The sequence below is a fragment of the Roseinatronobacter bogoriensis DSM 18756 genome, assembly GCF_004366635.1.
GTDB lineage: Bacteria > Pseudomonadota > Alphaproteobacteria > Rhodobacterales > Rhodobacteraceae > Roseinatronobacter > Roseinatronobacter bogoriensis.
Map to the genome: position 1 here is coordinate 89,554 of NZ_SORN01000007.1, position 22,345 is coordinate 111,898.

The following is a 22,345-nucleotide window of genomic DNA, read 5'->3' on the forward strand; positions in this document are numbered from 1 at the left end:
TGCGGGGCGCAAAATGGTGCCACATCATAGTCCATGGAAAAAGGGGCACCGATCACATGCCCCTTTGATTAAGCTCAGGTCTCGCCTGGTCAGTCGCGCGGCTCGTTCATCAGCCCGCGAATGACCGCGTAACAGGCCCCTAGGAGCACCAGCGTGAAGGGCAGCCCCGTTGACACCGCCATCGCCTGAAGTGCTGCCAGACCACCGCCTAGCAGAAGTGCGATGGCAACCGCGCCCTCAAAACTGGCCCAGAACACGCGCTGGATCACCGGCGCATTGGTCTTGCCACCCGCCGCAATCGTGTCGATTACCAGCGAGCCGGAATCCGACGAGGTGATGAAGAACACCACGACAAGAATGATCCCGATGAAGGATGTGATCGCAGTCAGCGGCAGTTGCGTCAGCATCTGGAACAGTTTCAGCTCCAGCGCTGCATCCTGCACGGCTGTATAGCCGTCATTCACCACCTGGCTGATCGCCGTGCCACCCATCGCGGTCATCCACAGCACCGACAGCAGTGTGGGCACGATCAGCACGGCAATCAGGAATTCGCGCACGGTCCGGCCCCGGCTGACGCGGGCGATGAACATGCCGACGAAAGGCGACCAGCTGATCCACCATGCCCAGTAGAAGGCCGTCCAGCCCCCCGCAAAATTGCTGTCTTCACGCCCGAAAGGCATCGACAGTTCCGGCAGGTAGCGGCCATAGGCCAGCAGATTGTCGAAGAAGCCGGTCAGAATGGCCAACGTCGGCCCTGCAAGGACAATGAAAGCCAGCAGCAACGCGGCCAACCCCATATTGACCTCGGATAGCACCTTCACGCCGCCCTCAAGGCCCCGGATGATAGAGACGATGGCAATCAGCGTGATCACGATGATCAAGAGGATCAGCATCGAATTGCCCGTGCCCAGTCCGAACAGGAAGTTCAAGCCCGCTGCCGCCTGCTGCGCCCCGATCCCGAGCGAGGTTGCAAGACCAAAGACGGTCGCAAACACGGCCAGAATATCGATGATATGCCCAGGCCAACCCCAGACGCGCTCGCCAAAGATCGGGTAGAAGGCAGAGCGCAGCGTCAGCGGCAAGCCCTTGTTATAACTGAACAGCGCCAGCGCTAGTGCGACCACAGCATAGATCGCCCAGGGGTGCAGGCCCCAATGGAAGATCGTGGCGGCCATGCCCAGACGACGGGCTTCATCGACATTGCCTTCCGCCCCGCCAAGCGGCGCCCAGTCTGTGCGCAGACCGTCTTCACCGACCGAAATGCCGCCAAAAGCGGTCGAGTAGTGCGACATCGGCTCGGATACGCCAAAGAACATCAGCCCGATGCCCATCCCGGCAGCGAACAGCATCGAGAACCAGCCGATATAGCCGAAATCCGGCGTGGCCTCTGGCCCGCCCAGCCGCACTTTGCCCAAAGGCGAAACGACAAGCCCAAGACAGACAAGCACGAAAATATTGCCAGATGCGAGAAAAAACCAGTCCAGATTGCTGGTCAGCCAATCGCGCAAGCCGATGAACATAGGCTCTACTTCGTTCTGAAAGGCCAGCGTCAGAAAGACGAACAACATGACCCCGATGGCCGAGACTGAAAACACCACCTTATGGATATCCAGTTCCATCGAGACGGCGCCGCTGAAATTATCCTGTCCGATATCATACTCGGTCTCGATGATCTCCGTCTCACCCTCAGGTTCCGGGATCGGCTCGACCTCTGGGGCCTCTTCGGTCTCGATCTCGTCGAGGGGTTTGTCGTCGTCAGGATTACTCATGGTTCACCTTATGTTGCGCGCAGATAGCGCGGTTTAAGATTGTGAAGGGGTAAAAAAGCGGTGTTCGGGGCAGACCGCGAACCGCATGCAGTCCGCACCCTGCCAATTTTGCTTTACTCAAGATTGTGTCACGCGTTTCATTGAATAGAGTGTCGATATCTTGCCTGAGAAGTTAACGCTATCAATCATTTTCGCATGATGTAAAGGCTTGTGATGACTGGCCAGAACCAGACATGAGAATTTTAACTCCATGCGCTGCGTTTGATGAGTTCAGCTAATACATACTGGCTCCGAGGGAGAACCACGTGTCCCGCAAACGACCTGAAACCCGCCGCGAACGACTGCGCGCCCAGCTGGATCGCCTTTATCACGGGCGGTCAAAAGCCGGGTTGCGGTTTCGGCTGGGCCTGCTGCTGTTTGATCTGATGATCATCGGCAGCTATGTGGCTAGCAGCGTGTTCGATCTGCCAACCAGCTTCATGGTTCTGGATCTGTTTTTGGCCGTGATCCTGATCGCGGATCTGTCCGCGCGCTGGCTGATCTCAAAAAACACACGCAGCTTCCTGACGCGCAACCCTTTTCACTGGGCGGATATGATTGTCATTCTCAGCCTGATTGCTCCGGTGATCTTTGGGGATTTTGCGTTTCTGCGCGTGCTGCGCGCCTTGCGCGTGGCGCGGTCTTACCGTGTGTTGCAGGAACTACGTCAGGACAGCCGGTTTTTCCGCCGCAATGAAGAGGTCATTCAACGAAGCGTTAATCTGGGTGTGTTCATCTTCATTGTCTCGGGCACGGTCCATGCACTGCAAAAAGGCATCAATCCCGATATCAGCACATGGCTGGATGCGCTTTATTTCACCATGGCAGCACTGACAACGACCGGATTTGGCGATATCGTACTTGTGGGGGCTTCCGGGCGGTGGCTGTCAATCGCCATCCTCATCGTTGGTGTCGGGCTTTTCCTGCATCTGTTGCAATCGGTCTTTCAGCCCCCGAAAGTGAGGCAAAAATGCAAGAGTTGCGGATTGCTCCTGCATGACCCCGATGCCATTCACTGCAAGCATTGCGGGGCCGAGATGAGAATTGAAACCGAAGGAGGCTGACATCTGCGAAAACACCCGAAACGACCAGTGGAGAATGATCTAGATGGAAGGTGACCTGATCGACGCCGGCCTGAGCTTGTGGCGCGAGGTTGAGCTATTTCTACGCTCGATGACCAGCCCGTGGCGGATCTATCAGATCGGGATCATCCTCGCCCTGCTGGCCGTCGCACATGTGCTGCGCATTGTGGTAGGCCGCAGGCTGGAAGATTGGGTGCGCCGCCGCGACGGCTGGCCCCGATGGCGGCTGCGCCTGTCGGTCATTGTGATCCAACGTCTGCGCGGGCTGTTTTTCGTTGCGCTTATCTGGGCAACAGTCTGGATCATGCGCGAGGTCACATGGCCCTCTCGCAGCTATGTGCTGGGCATCGCCGCCACAATCGCCACAGCGTGGATGGCGGTCAGTTTCGGTGCACAACTGATCCGCAACCGCCCGTTGCGGCGGATGGTGACCTGGGGTGCATGGATCTATATTGGTCTGCTTTATCTGGGGTTTCTGGACGGTGCGACAGTATTTCTGGACAGCATCGCCGTCACATTTGACGACTTTCGCATCTCGGCCCTGTCAGTCCTGAAAGCAGTGGTGGTCACTGGTGTTCTGTTTCTGGGCGCACGCCTGATACTGCGCATCCTGATCGACCGGATTTCGCGCAGCGAGGATATTTCGCCATCAATGCGCGTGCTGGCGACAAAGGCTTTGCAAGTGGTCTTCTTCGGCAGCGCCTTTGTCATCGGGCTGCGAGCGGTCGGGTTTGATCTGACCGGGCTTGCAGTGCTGTCCGGGGCAATTGGTGTCGGCATCGGCTTTGGCCTGCAAAAAGTGGTGTCGAACCTTGTCTCGGGTATCATCATTCTGCTGGATAAAAGCGTGAAACCCGGAGATGTGATCAGCCTTGGCGACACTTTCGGCTGGATCGGTGAATTGGGGGCGCGCTATGTCTCTGTTGTGACCCGCGATGGGCGCGAATTCCTGATCCCGAACGAAGATCTGGTCACCGGGCAGGTGGTTAATTGGTCACATTCGGACGATTTTGTACGGATCGACCTGAATTTCGGCACCTCCTACAATGATGATCCGCATCTGGTGCGGCGCGTTGCAGTTGACGCCGCCAAGACCGTGCCCCGCGTTCTGGCCAACCGCGCTGTCGCCTGCCACATTACCGCGTTTGGCGACAGCTCCATCGACTATGTCTTGCGCGTCTGGATTCGCGACGCGCATGAAGGGCTGGCCAGCATTCGCGGCGGCATCTATCTGGCGCTTTGGGATGCGTTCAAGGATAACGGCATCTCCATCCCCTTCCCGCAACGCGAGGTCCGGATGCTGGAGAAGGCACCAGATGTTACAGAGGAGCGGCAAGCCTAAGTTCCCCGCAACGCTTGGTCGCATAGGGCGGTTTTTACCCCATGCGGATTGCACGCAAGTTTTGCCGTGCGACCGGGGGTGTGGTGCTAGCGCTTGCCGGATTGGGTGCGAGGGCTTCGTGAGCGCGGCTATACATCCGGCGCTGCGAAAGCATAGCTGCCAGTCACTCTGGTTTTGGTCGCCACGCAATATCTGCAAGCGTGCTCTGGTCAAGCCGCAACAGGAACGCCGCTTCTGCCGCCGACAGTTCAGCGCGCAATCGGCACCCCGGCAAAAGGGTACAGCGGCGATCTGACGGGTCGAAACACTGCACCAGCGCCTGCCCTGCTTCCAGCACGCGCACGATCTGGCCCAGCGTGACATCTGACGGATCCAGCGCAAGTTGCGCACCCCCACCGCCGCCGCGCCGGGTCTCGATAATTCCGGCAGCGGCAAGTTGCTGGATGATCTTGCTCAGGTGATGGCGTGAAATCTCGAATTCATCCGCCAGTTCGCTGGTAGAGAAACTGCGCCCTGGCGCGCCCGCCATGCGCATCAACGCGCGAAACCCGAAATCGGTGAAAGATGTAAGGCGCATGATTTCCGACTGCTTTGATTGAATTGGCATTTACAATACCTATTCACTTCACTACGGTCAAGCCGCACCCTCGGAGAAGGACAATTTCGATGACTACCGCCACGCCACGCCGAAAATGGACCGGCCCTGCCGTGCTCAGTTACGGCTTCCGGCCCTTCTTTCTGGTATCGGGTATCTGGGCTGCGTTCGCGATGGCCTATTGGCTGGTGCTGCTGGCGGGTGCGCACCCCTTGCCGATTGCCTTCGATCCAATGGATTGGCACGTCCACGCCTTTGTTTTTGGCTACCTCTCGGCGGTCTTTACCGGGTTTCTGCTGACCGCCGTGCCAAACTGGACAGGCCGCTTGCCTGTTATGGGCTGGCCGCTTGCGGGGCTTATCGGGCTTTGGGGGCTGGGGCGTATAGCGACCATGGTGGGCGCGAACTGGCCAACAATTCTGGTCGCTGTTGCAGATCTGGCCTTACCGCTGTCCCTGATCACCTTTCTGGCGCGAGAGATTGTGACAGGGCGCAACTGGCGCAACCTGCCTGTCCTGGCATTGATATCGATTTTCGCCTTGGGCAATGCAGTTTTCCATATTGAGGCCGCACAGGGTCCGGCACAGGACGGATATGGGCTGCGGATCGGGCTGGCAGCGACGCTGATGCTGATCGCGCTGATCGGGGGGCGGATCATTCCCAGCTTTACCCGCAACTTTCTGGCCAAGCGGCAAGCAGACCGACTGCCAACGACCTTTACGCTTGGCGATACGCTGGTGCTGGGCCTAACAGGGGCGGCCCTTCTGGCCTTTGTGGCCTTGCCATACTCAACACTGACGGCCGCTTTTTGCATTGCTGCCGGTCTGGGCAACCTGTGGCGCCTGTCGCGCTGGCAAGGTCATCAGACCGGGGGTGAGCCTTTGGTCTGGGTGCTGCATGCTGCCTATGTGCTTTTGTCCCTTGGCTTTCTGACTGTCGGTGCCGCAGCACTTGACCTGTTGCCGCATTCAGGGGCGCGCCATGTCTGGCTAGCAGGCGCAATCGGGCTGATGACACTGGCCGTCATGACCCGCGCCAGCCTTGGGCATGCAGGGCTGCCCCTGACTGCAAGCCGTCCGGTTACATTGCTGTACCTCTCGCTGATCGGGGCGACAGTCGCGCGCCTTGCGGCCGGCGTCTGGCCGGGCGAGATCTGGTTGCTACATCTGTCCGCAGCCTTGTGGATGGTGGCATTCGGTGGGTTTTCGACCCTCTACTGGCCAATCCTCACCCGGCCAAAGCGCGCGCCCAAAGCTGTCAGCAGCGCGCGCCCTGCATGAGCGGCTGGGGTGCATACCTTGCTGCCTGGGCGCTGTTCTTGCTGACCCATGCCGTGCCCGTGCGCCCGCCGGTAAAGCCTTGGCTGGTCGCAAGGCTGGGGCGGGCAGGGTTTGCGCTGGCCTATTCGCTGTTGTCGTTAGCTGTGCTTGCATGGCTGTTTGTCGCGGCCGCCCGCGCGCCCCATATTATGCTTTGGACCACATCTGCACAGGCACATTGGATCGTTCTGGCGGGGATGCTGGCGGCAGTGGTGGTGCTGGCTTTGACACTAGGTCGACCGAACCCGTTTTCCTTTGGTGGCGCGGGCAATGCGCGGTTTGACCCGGACCACCCCGAGGTGGTCGGGCGCATCCGACACCCGGTGCTGGTCGCATTGGGGCTTTGGGCGAGCGTACATCTGATCGTAAATGGGGATCTGGCCCATGCGCTGATGTTTGCAGGTTTCGCGGTCTTTGCCCTGCTTGGAATGCGCCTGATCGACCGCCGCAAGCAGCGCGAATTGGGGCGTGCTGAGTGGGAGGCACTGCGCCTGCATGCCCGGCGCGCAACACCAAATTTGCCGCCCAACGCCATGCTGCGACTTGCGCTGGGCCTGTTCAGTCTGCTTGCCCTGATTGCGGCGCATGAATGGTTGTCAGGCGTGACAATCTGGCCGCGCTTTTTGCCTTAACCCGCTTTCGGTCGAAAAGCCTTGCAGCGCGCGGAGTCTGTTTCGATGCTGGCTGCGCCAATCAGGTCCAGACAATAAGGTACCGCCGCGAAAACCGCGTTGAGGCAGGTCGCAATCGCAGCAGGCTTTCCCGGCAGCGTGATGAAAAGCGTGCGACCCCGTACCCCCGCGCTTTGGCGCGACAGAATAGCGGTCGGCACCTCGGCGAGAGAGCCGCGGCGCATCTCCTCGCCAAAGCCCGGCAGATCGAAATCAATCACATCCGCAAGGGCCTCGGGGGTGCGGTCGCGGGGTGCAGGTCCAGTCCCGCCAGTAACCAGCACAATATCTGCACCGCCATCAGCCAGCGCGCGCAGCGCATCCGCCACGGCTTCGCGCCCATCCGGGACGATCTGACGAATAACGGTCACGGGTGAGATGATGGTGGCGCGCAGCCACTCTTCAGCAGCGGGGCCACCCAGATCAGCATATTCACCGCGGGCCGCACGATCCGACACTGTCAGGACGGCAATCTGCGCAGCTTCAGGCGGCATGGCGCAGCCCTGCACGCAGGCACCAGTCGGTGACGGTGGGAATATCGGCTGGCAGCGCGGTTGCCAGCCCGTCGGCAAACCCTTCGAATGCAGGCAGGTTCAGGCCATTCACCCCCACCAGAACCGGCAGGCCCAGACAGATCGCTTCTCCGATCACCGGCGCAAAGCCACCGCCCTCGGCTTCGGTTTTGCCAAATTTATTGACGATCAGGATATCTGCGCCCGACAGCGCAGCTTCGGTTGCGACAACAGCTTGCGCTAGGACACTGGTATCAAGCGTGCATCCGCGCGCCATTGCCCCACGATCCTCGCTGATGCGCAACACCTGACCCGAGGACAGAAGCTTCAGGTCCATGTCGCATTTGTGCCGGTCTGCGCGGATGGTGTTGGTCTGTACAGTGCCACACATCCACAAACGGCCCTGCAAATGCGCAACCACCTGCGCCAGAAACAGATCATTCGCGCCCCGTCCCGGCAGGCTAATATATCCCAAATTCATCGCGCGCGTCCTTTGTCCAGCATATTCATCCATTTATAAGCCATCAACGCCTCACAAGAGTTGATATAAGTCAATAAAATTGAATTTTCGTCTAACAACTTATCAAAATAACAAATAATGATTGATCCAAACCCGAGACAGGAATTTGATTTATATCAATCACAATATAGTCACAGCGGCAAAATCTCCACGAGTTCGCCCGCGTTCATCTGCTCCAGTTCTGCCGGGATCATGACAAGCGCATCAGCCTGCGATAGCTGTGCAATGCGGTGCGAGCCGGTCTGCTCCATGCAGCTTACCTGCTGCACGCCCCGCGCATCATAGCCAAGCAGGCGCGCGGGACGGAATTCGCAGCGCCCCGGAGTGTGCCGGATCGGCGCTGCCAGCGCGGCGAGGCTCTTTTGTGGTTCATTCTGTGCAAATCCGGCCATTTTTCCTGCCAGCGCCTGTCCGATGACATGCCATGTCACATAGGCTGCAACCGGGTTGCCCGGCAGGCCCAGCCACAAGACATTGCCTAGCTTTCCAATTGAAAGGGGCTTGCCCGGTTTCATGGCAAGTTTCATCACCTCTATCCGACCACCCAGATCGATGATGACCTGCGCCATATGATCTTCATCGCCAACCGAAACGCCGCCTGTCGTGATGACGATATCGGCTTGCGACGCCGCATGCTGCACCGCGTCCCGCAAGGCGGAGGGGGTATCTGCACAGGATGGTAGCGCGATCCTCTGAATCCATGGCCGGGTCAGCGCAGAGGCCAGCATCGCGTGATTTGCGTCCCAGATCTGACCGGGTGCCAGCGCCTTGCCCGGTGCCACCAGTTCGCTGCCTGAACACAGGATCGCAACGCGCAGGCGGCGCGCAACGGGCAAAGCACCGATCCCTGAACCGGCCAGAAGCGCCGCCTCTCGCGGGCCAATGGCGCGTCCAGCAGCAAGCAAGGGCGCGCCCTCGACCAGATCATCGCCGCGCCGGCGGATATGCTGCCCCAAGGCAGGTGCTTTTTCGATACCGACCATATTGCCCGTGCGCGCAACCTGTTCCTGTGCGATCACCGCATCTGCACCAGCGGGCACGGGCGCGCCGGTCAGAATCCGTATCGCTTGCCGTGGCGGCAAGACCACCGGCGCATCGCCTGCGCGAATGCTGCCCGCAACGGGCAAGCCCCAAGGCCCTGGCCCGCGCAGATCGCCAAGTCGCAGCGCATAGCCATCCATCGCCGCATTGTCGAACAAGGGCAAGGCCACAGGGGCCAAGCAATCGCGCGCCAAGGCACGTCCTGTCGCATCTGCAAGAGCAACTTCCTCAACCTCTGACAGGCGCGTGACCATTGCCAGGGCACGTGCGCGGGCTGTATCTACCGGGACAAGGCCAGCTGCGCCATCGCAACCGCAAATGGCCGGGTCTGGGCGGTGAACGGGTCTGTGCAGGGTCATTAAGATGCTCCCAATTGCAACGAATTGATGCGAGCAAGCGCCCGGGTGCAGGCGGTACTCACCTTTGGTGGTTGCTGACGCCTTGCGAAGATTTCGACCATGAGCGTGGCTTTATCCTGATCTGTCAGCCGCAACCGTGCCAGCGGTAGCAGGATGGCATTTTCGACAATCAGATGCCGCCGGTTAGACGCCGCCAGATGGTCAAGCGCATGACGATCTTCAGACGCTGGCAGACTGCCATCTGCCATACAGACAAGTGCGGGCACCAAAGCCGCAAATTCGGCTGCGGCGACCTCATGCTCGCGCGCAAGCCGGATCAGGGTTTTTTCCAGCTCATCCTCGGGCCGGGCGCGGGCGCGCAGGCGCGGGAACAGGCCTTGTTCCTCATCCTCGAAATGCGCTGGCAGGTCGCGACACAGGTTTGCCAGTATCCGGCGCGCCAACTCCGGCCTTGGCTGTCTGGTCGCTGCCAGTATTTCCATATCCGCGCAAAGCTGGCGCTGGTTGAAATGCTCTTCAGTCATGGCCTCTATCGGGCATTCCGCAGCGCTCAGGTATGCCGGGGCCGCGCGCGCGCCGCGGATCGTGCCAATCTCTTGGGCAAGATAGCTCTCTTGCTTTGTCGTCGTCTTGGACATGACCGACCCCTTTCACGATCACGCGGCCTGAAGGGCAACGCCTTCGATCTTGGCTTGCGCGACAAGATCGGCAGTGAAACTGGCCGCAGCCCGCGCCCAGGCAGCTTTCGCATGGGCGTCACGCAGGCGCGGCAGCACAGTGTCGAACGGCAGAACATCGCCGCGTGCGCGGGCATCAAGCCGGATCAGGTGCAGGCCAAATCGGGTCTCCACCGGATCGCTGATCTGGCCTTCCTCTAGCTTCTCGAGCGCAGCCTCGAATTCCGGCACCGTATCGCCCTGCCCCAACTGGCCCAGCAGCCCGCCATTATCCTTGGATGAACAGGCCGAATGATTGCGGGCAAGTTCACCAAAGCGGCGCGGGTTCACGCGCAATTCTGCCAGAACAGCATCGGCATGGTTGCGTAAGGCGGACATATCATCCTGTCGTGGGAACAGGATATGCGCAGCCTCATACAGGGACGGCGCGCGGAAGCGGTCAGGATGCGCGTCATAGACGCGGCGCAATTCGGCCTCTTCCGCAGCAGCGGGGATGATCGCCAACTCGCTAAGTTGACGGATCAGCGCCTCCTCCTCGGTCTCGACCTGACCCGGTGCAACTTCCACCGGATCAGGGGTCAAGCCACGCGCGCGGGCCTCTTGCAGCATCAACTCACGGATAGCGAGGGCGCGCGCGGCAGCTTTCCACGCCAGCCCCGGTTTTGTTTTCGGGGCTGGGTGGTTCTGGGCTTCGGCCGCAATGCGCTCGGCCGAGATTTCGATGCCGTTTACAAAAACAGGCGGCAGAAGCGGTTTCATGATGTGGTGTCCTTATTCAGCAGGGGTAGGTGCTTTGGGCTTTGGGGCCATGCCTGCGGCTTTCATCGCGCGCTTGTCGCGGGCAAAGGGCTTCAGGCCCGTGCGCACAGGTTTCGCCCCTTCGCGCGAACGCACGATCTGATAGCCCGGCCGCCACAGAAAGCGGATCGGAACTGACAGCATGTGCACCAGACGGGTGAAGGGGAACAGTGCCACAATCACCATGCCAAGGAAGATGTGGAACTTGTACAGCCAATGCACATCAACCACTTCGGTCCAGGCATTGATCTGCAGCCCCATGACCGATTGCGACCATGTCATGAACTGGATCATCTTGGCGCCGTCCATGTGGCCCAGTGTCAGAATGATCGTGCCCATTCCGACCAAGATCTGCACCCACAGGATCACCAGAATGCCGATATCGGCAAAGCTGGAATTGTTGCGGATGCGCGTGTCATACAAGCGGCGATGCAAAAGCATGGTGCAGCCGATAAAGGCCGCAGTCCCCGCAACCCCACCGATGATGACAGCCATCCACTGTTTCAGCCCGTAGCTGATGCCCAACGCGTCCAACAGCCAGATCGGAGTAAACAGGCCGATCAAATGGCCGAAGAACAGCACGATGATGCCCACATGGAACAGCACAGAGCCCCACATCAACTGCTTGCGCCGCAACAACTGGCTGGAGGATGATTTCCATGTGAACGGGTCACGCTCATACCGTGCGATGGTCCCGATCAGGGCGATGGCCAGCACCGCATAGGGCAGGATGCCGAAGATAAGATAGTCGAGGCTAAAATTACCAAACATTGTTCTATGCTCCTACATCTGGCCCGGCGCGGTGGCGCGCGGGGCGGCAGGCATGTCCATTTTCGCCAGAATATCCCGGCTGATCGGGCATCCGGCATTGGGATCGGGGCCAAAGGTCACCATCGCCTCTTCCCAGACTGCATCAAGCGCTTCGAGGTCTTCGGGGTCATCGTCCTTTTCCGACAAAAGCGCCTCGGCCTCGGGCGAGGTTTCGGCCTGCGCCAAACTTATCAATGCGGCCAGAACCGGCGCATAGATGCTTTCGCGCCGCGCAAGCCGTTCTGCCAGCGCCACAAGAATATGACCCGCATCCGCCAGAATGGCGCGCGCCTGTTCCGGTGTTTGGGTGGACAGGAATTCCAGCAAGACCGGCAGGTGATCGGGCAGTTCCGGCCCGACCAGATCGAACCCGCCTGCACGATAGGTTTCCAGCAGGTCCACCATTGCGCCGCCGCGATCCCGGCCCTCGCCGTGGATATGTTCAAACAGGTTGAGCGAGAGCGTGCGCGCGCGGTCGAATTGCAAGACATAGCGTTCCTGCAAGTCATAGATGTCGCCATTTTCCAGATCACACAGAAGCGGTTCCAGCTTCTCCATCTCATTGGCGCGTAGCAAGCCCTCTTCACCGAGGATTTGCCAGATTGAAGGGACCGCAGCTTGCAGATCCGTGGAGGGGTATGTCAGCAGCGCTGACAAGGCACGATATGTTTTCATGACTGGATGAACTCCTGTGGGCTGCGGAATTTCTTGCCGCCCGAGAACAGCGAATTGCCGCTGCTGCCGGTTGAACAGCCATTCCCATCGGTGAAGCCGCAGCCCCCCTTCAGGTCATAGGCATCTTCTACCAATTCGCGATGCGTGGTCGGGATGACGAAACGATCCTCGTAATTGGCAATCGCCATCAACTGATACATTTCGTCGATCTGCTGGGGTGTCATGCCAACGCGGTTTGCCACACCCAGATTGACCACCCCATCCACGGTTTTTGACCGCATGTAGGACCGCATCGCCAACATCCGTTCCAGCGCACTAACCACCGGGGCTTCATCCCCGGCCGTCAGCATATTGGCCAGATACCGCACTGGAATACGCAAGGATTTCACATCCGGCATATCGTCCTGCGCGCTGATCTTGCCGGCCTCGGCGGCGTTCTGAATGGGCGAAAGGGGCGGGATATACCAGACCATTGGCAGCGTGCGGTATTCGGGGTGCAGTGGGAAGGCGATTTTCCATTCCATCGCCATCTTCCAGATCGGCGAATTCTGCGCGCCCTTGATCCAGTCCTCGGGGATGCCCTCGGCCCGCGCGGCTTCGATCACTGCCGGGTCATTGGGGTCAAGGAAGACATCAAGCTGCGCATCATACAGTTGCTTTTCGTCCGCAACGCTGGCCGCCTGACCGATCTTGTCCGCATCATACAGCATGACGCCCAGATACCGGATACGCCCCACGCAGGTTTCCGAACACACGGTCGGCTGGCCCGATTCCAGACGCGGATAGCAGAGCGTGCATTTCTCGGATTTGCCCGAAGACCAGTTGTAATAGATCTTCTTGTAGGGGCAGCCCGACACGCACATCCGCCAGCCACGGCATTTTTCCTGATCGATCAGGACAACGCCGTCATCCTCGCGCTTGTAGATCGCGCCAGATGGGCAGGACGCCACGCAAGCCGGGTTGAGGCAATGCTCGCACAGGCGCGGCAGATACATCATGAAGGTATTTTCATACTCGCCATAGATGTCCTTCTGGATGCCCTCGAAGTTGTAGTCCTGGCTACGCTTGGCGAATTCCCCGCCCAGAATTTCCTCCCAGTTGGGGCCCCATTCGATCTTTTCCATCCGCTCACCCGTGATCTTGGAACGCGGGCGCGCGGTGGGGAATGCCTGCATCTGCGGCGCGGATTTCAGGTGGTCATAGTCGAAATCGAACGGCTCGTAGAAATCATCGATTTCCGGCAGGTCGGGATTGGCGAAGATATTCGCCAATATCCGCCATTTGCCGCCCTGCATGGGCACGAGCTGCCCCGACGGGTCACGCTTCCAGCCGCCATTCCAGCGCTTCTGGTTTTCCCAATCCTTCGGGTAGCCGATGCCGGGCTTGGTTTCGACATTGTTGAACCATGCATATTCAACCCCCTCGCGCGAGGTCCAGACGTTCTTGCATGTTACTGAGCAGGTATGGCACCCGATACATTTATCGAGGTTCAGAACCATACCGATCTGGGCACGTACTTTCATTCCGCTGCCTCCACTTTGGCGGGACGGTCAAGCCAGTCCACATTTTCCATTTTGCGAACGATCACCATCTCGTCGCGGTTCGCACCCACAGTTCCGTAGTAGTTGAAGCCGTAGGACAGTTGCGCATAGCCACCGATCATATGCGTGGGCTTCGGGATTGCCCGCGTGACCGAATTGTGAATGCCCCCGCGCTGGCCAGTGATCTGGCTGCCCGGCGTGTTCACGATTTTTTCCTGCGCGTGATACATGAACAGCGTGCCGTCCTTCATCCGCTGGCTGACCACGGCCCGCGCGGCAATCACACCGTTGGAGTTGAAGACCTCGACCCAGTCATTATCGACAATGCCAGCCTTGGCCGCGTCCACTTCGGACAGCCACACGACCGGCCCGCCACGGTTCAGCGTCAGCATCAGCAGGTTGTCCGAATAGGTCGAGTGAATGCCCCATTTCTGGTGCGGGGTGATGAAGTTCAGCACCACATGCTTTTCGGCCGATTTCAGCGATTTGGTCGCGTCACCCGTGATCGTTTTCAGGTCCACCGGCGGGCGCCATGTGACGAAGAATTCGCCAAAGGCGCGCATCCACTCGTGGTCTTGGTACAGCTGCTGACGGCCCGACACGGTGCGCCACGGGATCAATTCATGCACATTGGTCCAGCCTGCATTGTAGCAGACTTCTTCAGACTCAATGCCCGACCATGTGGGGGATGAAATGATTTTGCGCGGCTGGGCGGCGATGTCGCGGAAGCGGATCTTCTCGTCTTCCTTGACCTCAGCCAGATGGGCGTGCTCTTGCCCCGTGGCCTTTTCCAGCGCTTTCCAAGCCTTGACCGCGACCTCGCCATTGGTTTCGGGTGCAAGCATGAGAACGACCTCGCAGGCGTCAATGGCGCTCTCGATCTTCGCCATGCCCTTGGTCGGCCCGTCTGTGTGCGTGCCGTTCAGTGCCTTCAGGTGGTGAACCTCGGTCTTGGTATCCCAGGCAATCCCCTTGCCGCCATTGCCGACCTTTTCCATCAGCGGCCCAAGCGCTGTGAAGCGGGCATGCAGGTTCGGGTAGTCGCGTTCCACCGCAATATAGGCCGGGGCCGTCTTGCCGGGGATCAGGTCGCATTCGCCGCGCTTCCAGTCCTGCACAAATGGCTGCGCCAGTTCGCCGGGGCTGTCATGCTGCAAGGGCAGTTGCACCACATCGGTTTCCACACCCAGAATTTCGGGCGCGACGTCCGAGAATTTCTTGGCAATCGCCTTGAAGATTTCCCAGTCGGTCTTGGATTCATACGCCGGGTCCACCGCCGCTTGCAGCGGGTGGATGAACGGGTGCATGTCAGATGTGTTGAGATCGTCCTTCTCGTACCAGCTTGCCGTCGGCATGACGATGTCCGCATAGACGGCGGTGGTGGACATGCGGAAGTCGATTGTCACCAGCAGGTCAAGTTTGCCTTCTGGCGCTTCATCATGCCATTTCGCCTCGACGGGTTTTTGCCGCCCTTCCTTGCCCAGATCCTTGCCCTGCACACCGTGATCGGTGCCCAGCAGATGCTTGAGGAAATACTCATGCCCCTTGCCGGATGACCCCAGCAGGTTCGAGCGCCACACGAACAGGTTGCGCGGCCAGTTTTCCGGAGCATCCGGGTCTTCGCAAGACATTTCCAACTCGCCGGACTTCAGCTGTTCGGCCACATAAGCGGGGATATCCTTGCCTGCCGCCTTCGCCGCCGCGCCCACTTTCAGCGGGTTGGTTTTGAGTTGTGGTGCTGACGGCAACCAGCCCATCCGCTCTGACCGGATGTTGTAGTCGATCAGGCTCAGGTTCTCCCAATCCCCCTCCGGCGCGGTGGGCGACAGGATTTCCTTTGCAGTCACAGTCTCATAGCGCCACTGATCGGTATGGGCATACCATGCGCTGGTTGAATTCATGTGCCGTGGCGGGCGCGCCCAGTCGAGGGCAAACGCAAGCGCCGTCCAGCCCGTCTGCGGGCGCAGTTTTTCCTGCCCCACATAATGCGCCCAGCCACCTCCAGACTGGCCCACACAGCCGCACATCACCAGCATGTTGATGACCGCGCGGTAGTTCATATCCATATGATACCAATGGTTCATCGCAGCGCCGATGATGACCATGGACTTACCATTGGTCTTCTCGGCATTGTCGGCGAATTCACGCGCCACCTGAATGATCTTGTCGCGGCTGACGCCGGTGATTTTTTCAGCCCATGCGGGCGAGAAGGGCACATCAGCGTTGTAGTCGTTGGTGACATGATCGCCACCCAGACCACGATCCAGGCTGTAATTCGCGCAGAACAGGTCAAACACAGTCGTGACCAGCGCTTCCGAGCCATCGGCCAGCGTGATTTTCCTGACCGGCACATTGCGGGTCAGGACATCGCCACGCGCGTCATTCTCCCACTGGCCCGTGGCCATGCCGCCGAAATAGGGGAAATCAACGCCAACCACATCATCGCGGTCCTCATCAAGGATGAATGACAGTTGCGGCTTGATCGCGGCCCCTTTCGCCTTCTCCTCAAGGTTCCACATGCCCTGTTCGCCCCAGCGGAACCCGATCGAGCCATTGGGCGCGACCAGTTGGCCAGAGCTTTCATCAAAGCAGATGGTTTTCCACTCGGGGTTGTTGGCCTCGCCCAGATTGTCGGCCAGATCACTTGCCCGCAACTGGCGGCCCGGAACATAGCTGTCACCCTTCTGCTCCAGACGGACAAGCATTGGCATATCGCTGTATTTGCGGGCGTATTCCTCAAAATACGGCACCTGACGATCCAGATGGAACTCGCGCAGGATGACATGCCCGAAGGCCATACCAAGCGCCGCGTCGGTGCCCTGCTTGGCATTCAGCCAGACATCGCCGAATTTCGCGGCTTCGGAATAGTCAGGGCAGATCACGGCGGATTTCGTGCCACGGTAGCGCGCCTCGGTGTAGAAATGCGCATCCGGCGTCCGCGTCTGTGGCACGTTTGAGCCCCACAGCAGCAGATAGCCTGCATTATACCAGTCGGCCGATTCCGGCACGTCGGTCTGTTCGCCCCAGGTCATGGGGCTGGCCGGCGGCAGGTCGCAATACCAGTCATAAAAGCTCATGCAGGTGCCGCCCAGAAGCGACAGATAGCGCGAACCGGCTGCATAGCTGACCATCGACATGGCAGGAATGGGCGAGAAACCGAAAACGCGGTCGGGGCCGTATTCCTTCGCCGTATAGGCATTCGCGGCGGCGGTAAGCTCGGTCACCTCATCCCATGTGGCGCGCACAAAACCGCCTGTGCCGCGTGTGCGGGTGTAGCTGGCACGGGCGATCGGGTCTTGCTGAATCGCGGTCCATGCCTGAACGGGCGTCATGGTCTTGCGCTTTTCGCGCCACAGCCGCATCAGCGCGCCGCGAACAAGCGGGGTTTTCACGCGGTTGGCGGAATACAGATACCAGCTATAGCTTGCCCCCCGTGCACAGCCGCGCGGTTCATGGTTGGGCAGGTCCGGGCGCGTGCGCGGGTAATCCGTTTGCTGCGTTTCCCAGGTTACAATGCCCGATTTGACATAGATCTTCCACGAACAAGACCCGGTGCAGTTCACCCCGTGGGTCGAGCGCACAACCTTGTCGTGCTGCCAGCGCTTGCGATAGGTGTCTTCCCAGTCGCGGTTCTCGGTTGTGGTCTGGCCGTGCCCGTCCGAGAACGTGTCCTTGCGCACGCTTTTCAGAAAGTTCAGCCGGTCAAGAAGATGGCTCATGGCTGTCTCCGTTCTTGAGTTTGAGAGGACAGGCGCGCGAAACATGCCGCGCGCCCGGAGATATTCAGCAGGGGTAAGGCGCGCCTTTGCGGGCGTAGAGCACCCAGTTCAGCGCCACGTTGAAGGCAAAGAAACCGGCCAGACCCCAGAAAACAGGCGCGGCAGAATTGAACGCCGCAAAGGACCAGGCAAACAGCATCCCGAACAGGAACGGGCCATAAGCCGCAATTGCTGCTGTGAAACCGATCACGCCGCCTGCCTGACGCGGTGCAAAAAGCATCGGCATCTGCTTGAAGGTCGAGGCATTGCCCACGCCAGCGAAGAAGAACAGCGCAAGCATGCCGGTCACGAACATCGGGAAACTTGCCAGGCTGTCAGTGCCGGTCACGATCCAGGCCACCAGACCGGCGCAAACCAGCATGCCAAGCCCTGCCCAATGCGTCACCCGCGCGCCGCCCAGCTTGTCTGAAATCGGCCCTGCGACAACGCGGCTGGCAGACCCGATCAGCGGACCATAGAAAGCCCATGCCAGCGGATCAGGCGCGCCTTCATAATCGCCATAGATCAGGCGGATCAGCAGCGGAAAGGTTGCGGCGAGGCCCGAGAACGCGCCGAAGGTCATGATATACAGCGAGGTTTGCGACCATGTGTGGCCCGATTTGAAGATGTCGAATTGCTCGCGGAAGTTGGATGTGATCGGGATCGATTTCAGGAAGATCCATGCCGTGATGCCAAAGACAGCCACGAAGGGGATCATCACCAAGGGGGCGTTCTGCAGATAGATTTGCGACTCAACGCCTGCACGTGTCATGGTCTGCGGTTCGCCTACCCAGGCCATGCCGCCCAGAAGCGCAAAGCCGATGACCCAAGGGGTCACGAATTGTACGACCGATACCCCGAAATTGCCCACGCCTGCCTGAATAGCCAGAGCCGTGCCTTGCAGGCGCTTGGGGAAGAACATGCTGGTCGAGGGCATGAAGCTGGAAAAGTTGCCGCCACCCAGACCCGCCAGAAACGCCAGCAGCATCAGCACCCAATAGGGTGTTTCAGGGTTCTGCACCGCATAGAACCAGCCCACCAGCGGGATCAGCAGCGACAGGGTGGACAGGCTGATCACATGCCGTGTGCCATAGATTGGCACAAGGAACATATGGATCAGGCGCAAGGTGCCCCCGGCAAGGCCGGGCATGGCGGCCAGCCAGAACAACTGGCTTGCCGTAAACTGGAACCCGATCTGCGGCAGGCGCACGACCAGCGCCGAGACCAGAAACCATGTGATGAAGGCCATGGTCAGCGCAGCCGTTGTCAGGACCAGCGTGGTCCATGCCTGCCGCTTGCCGCCCGCCTCCCAGAACGCCTCGTTCTCAGGCTCCCATTGTTTTAGCCACGTTCCCGAAGGCGCGGTCTGATGTGTCTGTTGTGCGCTCATTGCTCTCTCGCCTTTCGTGGCTTTCGTTGGAGGGCAGGCCCGCGCCGGGGCGCGCCTGCGTTAGATTTCGGTCATTCGGCGGGTTGGGATTTGCTGCGGGCCAGCCGGTCCAATGCAGCGCGCAGATCATCGACCGAGGCAAATTGTGCCTTCAGTTGCAGCCCGCCACCGCGCTGGATCAGCTCGACCTTTTCGGAACCTGCAAAGATCTGAGCCACTTCGGCATCAAGTGCCTTCTTCTCGGCGGCCTCGCGGGCAATTTCACGATCAACGGAGGAGATGACATATTCATCCCCGAACCCGCCTTCGGGTTCTTTCAGCCAGATGTAGCAAACGATCCAGCTGATGAAGGCACCGGCGGCGATGATGAAGAAAAAGGTCGAGGCATCGACGAACATGAAAACAAACAGGTAAAACACCGCGCCCACATTGCCGTAAGCCCCTGCCATGCCAGAGATCTGGCCTGTCACACGCCGCTTGATCGACGGAACGATCCCGAAGGTCGCGCCCTCTGCGCCCTGCACGAAGAAAGAGCACATGATGGTGATCGCAATCGCAATGATCAGCGGCCAGCTGGAATTCAGCAAGCCCATCAGCACAAACCCGATGGCAATGCCGAACATATAGGCCATCATCACGAAACGACGGTTGCCGAAACGGTCCGACACCAGCCCGCCCATGGGCCGCGCAAACAGGTTCACGAAGGCAAAGCTTGCCGCGATCAAACCAGCGGCCACGGCGGTCAGGCCCCATGTTTCCTGAAAGAACATGGGCAGCATTGACACCACGGCCAGTTCCGCACCGAAATTGGCGAAATAGGTCACATTCAGCGCCGCGACGGAAGAAAACGGGTATTTGTCGTCTTCCGGCACACCCTTTTTCAGGATCGGCACATTGACGCGGATCGCCTGCCAGACCTGCCATGCCACGATCACCGCTATGGCGAAGTAGCAAAAGGCGGCGGTGATGCCATCGATATAGCCCATCAACTGCACGCGATAGACAAGGATCGACAGGATACCGACCATCGGCACCGTGAAGATGCACAAGAGCACCAGATCACGCCAGCTTGACACTTCCAGCGCTGACGCCTTCCGCGGCTTTTTCTGCGTGTCCTTGCTGGGCCCATCAGTGATGGCGAACCAGTAGAACACACCATAGGCCGCGATCACCACGCCCGAAGTCGCCATTGCCAAACGCCAGCCTTCTGGGCCGCCATAGACATGCAGCGCAATTGTCGGGATCGTGATGGCAGCCGCAGCCGAACCGAAATTGCCCCAACCGGCAGCAAACCCTTCGGCAAAACCAATGGAGCGTGGCGGGAACCACAAGGCCACCATATGAATGGTCACCACGAAGCTTGCCCCGATTGATGACAGCACAAGACGCGACATGAACAGCACTTCGCGCGAGTCGCCAAAGGCAAACACAAAAGTCGGGATCGCCATCAGGATCATCAGCACCGAGAACACACGGCGCGGGCCGTAACGGTCCAGCGCCATGCCGACGATGATGCGGGCAGGGATGGTCAGCGCCACGTTCGCAATCGCGAACAGGCGGATATCGTCACGGGTCAACCAATCGACCGAGGCAAGCATCGAACTTGCCAGCGGGGCCATGTTGAACCAGACATAGAAACTCATGAAAAACGCAATCCACGTCAGATGGAGTGCTTTGATCTCTGCATTCTTGAAGCGGAATAAGTCGCTGACTTGCATGTCAGACCTCGAAAGTTTGAAAATGGCTCGCGCGCTTTTTGGATTCGGTTATTCAGCGTGCGTGGGAATGATCAGAAGCGGACAGGACGCGCGCCGTGCCAGAAACGCACTGGTCGAGCCAAAGGTCATGTGATCGAATTCCTCAACCAGTGCGTCCAGCCGCTTGGTAATGAAATTCAGCGGACCAGGGTCGGGCTTGTGGCTGTGGCGCGCCATAACCAGCAGGTCCGGTTGGCGCTCTTCGATTGCGCGCAGGATCATCTTGCGGGCATCGCCTTCGGCAATCAATACCGCCGCCTCGAACCCGTCTGCGGCCAGTTCTGCTGCAGCCCGTTCGGTACCGGCTTTCTGATCTGCATATTGCGCTGAAAACAGCTGATCTGCATCTGCTGTGGCGCTGCCAACTTCCTCGACCACGGAAATCAGCGTGATCTTGGGCTTCAGTGCTGTCAGCAGGTCGCGCACGGCATCCAGCGCGATCCTTGCATTGCGGGAATTGTCATAGGCCAGCATCACATGCATTGGCATCTCCTTACACTCCGGCTTTGCTCAGGCACCGGTTCGCAAGCAGACAGTCACAACAGGAATCAGGAAAACTTGATCGAGATCAATAAAGGCAGAGAGCTTTTGGAAAACGCACTTGAATTGAAATCCGCCAAACTTTGTGATTAAACAGTTCTGGTCGACAAAAAGACTTTTGTTTTGTTTGGCCTTGAGGTTTATTGGCCTGATGAATTGATATTTATCAATCAGGAAAAAGGCAGCGGCGTGCGACCCGAAGAGCTCCCAGAGATTCGGCACCTTCATTTGTTTCGGGATATGGCCCATGCCAATTTCGAGGCGCTGATGGCCAGTTCCTACGCCCAGAATTTTCCGCCGGGGTTGGAAATGATCCGCCAGGGCGACCCTGCGGATTTCCTGCATATCGTCTTGGAAGGTTCGGTTGAACTGTTGGCGCAATGGGGTGGGCGCGAATGCACCATGGCGGTCGTGCGCCCGGTTTCGACCTTCATTCTGGCCGCCAGCATCCGCGATGCGCCCTATCTGATGTCTGCCCGCACATTGGAGCGCACGCGCATCATTCTTGTGCCGTCATCAGATTTGCGGGCCATGTTCCGGCGCGATACGGAATTTTCGGTGTCCGTGATCAACGAACTGGCCGCAGGCTATCGGTCTGTGGTCCGCAACGCCAAGACGCTGAAGCTGCGCAACTCGCGAGAGCGTGTTGCATCTTACCTGTTGCATCAATCCTTGCTGGCTGGTGGTGCGGCATCCTACATTCTGCCTGTAGAAAAACGGCTTCTTGCCTCCTATCTCGGCATGACGCCTGAAAACCTGTCGCGCACGCTGAAAGTGTTGGAGAGCGACGGGTTAAAGATGGATGGCGCGCGCGTCATCATCACGGACCGCGAGAAACTGACCGCACTCGCACAACCTGACAAATTGATAGACGGACCAGATTCCGCAGGCAATGAAAGCGGCGCGGGGCTACCGACATCGCATATCTAGAGCGGCTTGTGTTCTATCTCACGCGGGATGCGCTGCGCCTTTCATCGGGCCGTTTTCAGCAATCTACCCTTGGATCGGATGCCTGTAATCAGCAAGTATGGCCATTTGCTGGCGCGAGTTGTTGCCGCCGAAACTCTGGAAAGAGGCAAGGCTTAAATCGTATCAAGGCCAGTTGCGCGCTCGGAACTATTCCATTGCGCAAAGCCAACGACATTTCTCC

At 59.1% G+C, this 22,345-nt stretch carries 20 protein-coding genes; 5 read left to right on the forward strand and 15 right to left on the reverse strand.

The annotated features are described in order from the left end of the window. Positions 1-89: 89 nt before the first annotated feature. Positions 90-1,769: a BCCT family transporter gene (locus tag EV660_RS14185; protein WP_134047592.1), complete on the reverse strand. Its 1,680-nt coding sequence runs from the start codon at positions 1,767-1,769 to the stop codon at positions 90-92. A gap of 305 nt (positions 1,770-2,074) precedes the next feature. Here EV660_RS14185 and EV660_RS14190 point away from each other — a divergent pair, with 305 nt between their 5' ends. Both EV660_RS14190 and EV660_RS14195 read left to right on the forward strand, forming a co-directional pair. Further along, a complete protein-coding gene (locus EV660_RS14190) occupies positions 2,075-2,872 on the forward strand; it encodes a potassium channel family protein (RefSeq protein ID WP_071479478.1) in 798 nt (265 codons plus the stop codon). A 43-nt stretch (positions 2,873-2,915) separates the two neighbouring features. Next, on the forward strand, positions 2,916-4,232 hold the full coding sequence (locus EV660_RS14195) for a mechanosensitive ion channel family protein (RefSeq protein ID WP_071479477.1): 1,317 nt from the start codon (positions 2,916-2,918) through the stop codon (positions 4,230-4,232). A gap of 163 nt (positions 4,233-4,395) precedes the next feature. Here the strand turns inward: EV660_RS14195 and EV660_RS14200 are convergent, their stop codons facing one another. Beyond that, on the reverse strand, positions 4,396-4,809 hold the full coding sequence (locus EV660_RS14200) for an RrF2 family transcriptional regulator (protein WP_071481850.1): 414 nt from the start codon (positions 4,807-4,809) through the stop codon (positions 4,396-4,398). Between the two features lie 89 nt (positions 4,810-4,898). Here EV660_RS14200 and EV660_RS14205 point away from each other — a divergent pair, with 89 nt between their 5' ends. Together EV660_RS14205 and EV660_RS14210 are read left to right on the forward strand one after the other, a co-directional pair. After that, on the forward strand, positions 4,899-6,107 hold the full coding sequence (locus EV660_RS14205; RefSeq protein WP_071479476.1) for an NnrS family protein: 1,209 nt from the start codon (positions 4,899-4,901) through the stop codon (positions 6,105-6,107). Then, positions 6,104-6,778 (forward strand): NnrU family protein, encoded by a 675-nt coding sequence (locus EV660_RS14210; RefSeq protein ID WP_071479475.1) that lies wholly within the window; start codon positions 6,104-6,106, stop codon positions 6,776-6,778. Before EV660_RS14205 ends, EV660_RS14210 begins: the two co-directional genes overlap by 4 nt. Here the strand turns inward: EV660_RS14210 and mog are convergent. The 13 genes from mog to EV660_RS18665 all read right to left on the reverse strand — a co-directional run bounded on the left by mog (position 6,775) and on the right by EV660_RS18665 (position 21,444). Then, the gene (gene mog, locus EV660_RS14215; protein WP_071479474.1) at positions 6,775-7,311 is read right to left on the reverse strand and encodes a molybdopterin adenylyltransferase; all 537 of its coding nucleotides are present in this window, start codon (positions 7,309-7,311) and stop codon (positions 6,775-6,777) included. The two genes, EV660_RS14210 and mog, sit on opposite strands and share 4 nt — an antisense overlap. Then, positions 7,301-7,810: a DUF2478 domain-containing protein gene (locus tag EV660_RS14220; protein ID WP_071481849.1), complete on the reverse strand. Its 510-nt coding sequence runs from the start codon at positions 7,808-7,810 to the stop codon at positions 7,301-7,303. The genes mog and EV660_RS14220 overlap by 11 nt, the downstream gene beginning before the upstream one ends. 170 nt (positions 7,811-7,980) lie before the next feature. Continuing rightward, positions 7,981-9,249 (reverse strand): molybdopterin molybdotransferase MoeA, encoded by a 1,269-nt coding sequence (locus tag EV660_RS14225; RefSeq protein WP_071479473.1) that lies wholly within the window; start codon positions 9,247-9,249, stop codon positions 7,981-7,983. After that, the gene (locus EV660_RS14230) at positions 9,249-9,887 is read right to left on the reverse strand and encodes a hemerythrin domain-containing protein (RefSeq protein WP_071479472.1); all 639 of its coding nucleotides are present in this window, start codon (positions 9,885-9,887) and stop codon (positions 9,249-9,251) included. Before EV660_RS14230 ends, EV660_RS14225 begins: the two co-directional genes overlap by 1 nt. A gap of 18 nt (positions 9,888-9,905) precedes the next feature. Beyond that, on the reverse strand, positions 9,906-10,685 hold the full coding sequence (locus tag EV660_RS14235; RefSeq protein ID WP_071479471.1) for a peptidylprolyl isomerase: 780 nt from the start codon (positions 10,683-10,685) through the stop codon (positions 9,906-9,908). A 12-nt stretch (positions 10,686-10,697) separates the two neighbouring features. Next, positions 10,698-11,495 carry a respiratory nitrate reductase subunit gamma gene (gene narI / locus EV660_RS14240; RefSeq protein WP_071479470.1) on the reverse strand — a complete coding sequence of 266 codons (798 nt, stop codon included), beginning with the start codon at positions 11,493-11,495 and terminating at the stop codon, positions 10,698-10,700. A gap of 12 nt (positions 11,496-11,507) precedes the next feature. Next, positions 11,508-12,209 (reverse strand): nitrate reductase molybdenum cofactor assembly chaperone, encoded by a 702-nt coding sequence (gene narJ / locus EV660_RS14245; protein WP_071479469.1) that lies wholly within the window; start codon positions 12,207-12,209, stop codon positions 11,508-11,510. Continuing rightward, entirely contained in the window at positions 12,206-13,732 is a 1,527-nt protein-coding gene (gene narH, locus EV660_RS14250; RefSeq protein ID WP_071479468.1) for a nitrate reductase subunit beta, read from the reverse strand. The genes narJ and narH overlap by 4 nt, the downstream gene beginning before the upstream one ends. Further along, a complete protein-coding gene (locus EV660_RS14255) occupies positions 13,729-17,469 on the reverse strand; it encodes a nitrate reductase subunit alpha (protein WP_071479467.1) in 3,741 nt (1,246 codons plus the stop codon). Before EV660_RS14255 ends, narH begins: the two co-directional genes overlap by 4 nt. A 64-nt stretch (positions 17,470-17,533) precedes the next feature. After that, positions 17,534-18,898, reverse strand: coding sequence for an MFS transporter (locus tag EV660_RS14260; protein ID WP_071479466.1), 1,365 nt, complete (start codon positions 18,896-18,898; stop codon positions 17,534-17,536). Between the two features lie 71 nt (positions 18,899-18,969). Then, positions 18,970-20,616: an MFS transporter gene (locus EV660_RS14265; RefSeq protein WP_134047593.1), complete on the reverse strand. Its 1,647-nt coding sequence runs from the start codon at positions 20,614-20,616 to the stop codon at positions 18,970-18,972. A 48-nt stretch (positions 20,617-20,664) separates the two neighbouring features. Further along, entirely contained in the window at positions 20,665-21,138 is a 474-nt protein-coding gene (locus EV660_RS14270) for a universal stress protein (protein ID WP_071479465.1), read from the reverse strand. Between the two features lie 27 nt (positions 21,139-21,165). Continuing rightward, positions 21,166-21,444: a hypothetical protein gene (locus EV660_RS18665; RefSeq protein ID WP_168800317.1), complete on the reverse strand. Its 279-nt coding sequence runs from the start codon at positions 21,442-21,444 to the stop codon at positions 21,166-21,168. Here EV660_RS18665 and EV660_RS14275 point away from each other — a divergent pair. Continuing rightward, positions 21,436-22,125, forward strand: a complete 690-nt coding sequence (locus EV660_RS14275; protein ID WP_232727332.1) for a helix-turn-helix domain-containing protein — start codon at positions 21,436-21,438, stop codon at positions 22,123-22,125. The genes EV660_RS18665 and EV660_RS14275 overlap by 9 nt on opposite strands. The last annotated feature ends 220 nt before the right edge of the window (positions 22,126-22,345 follow it).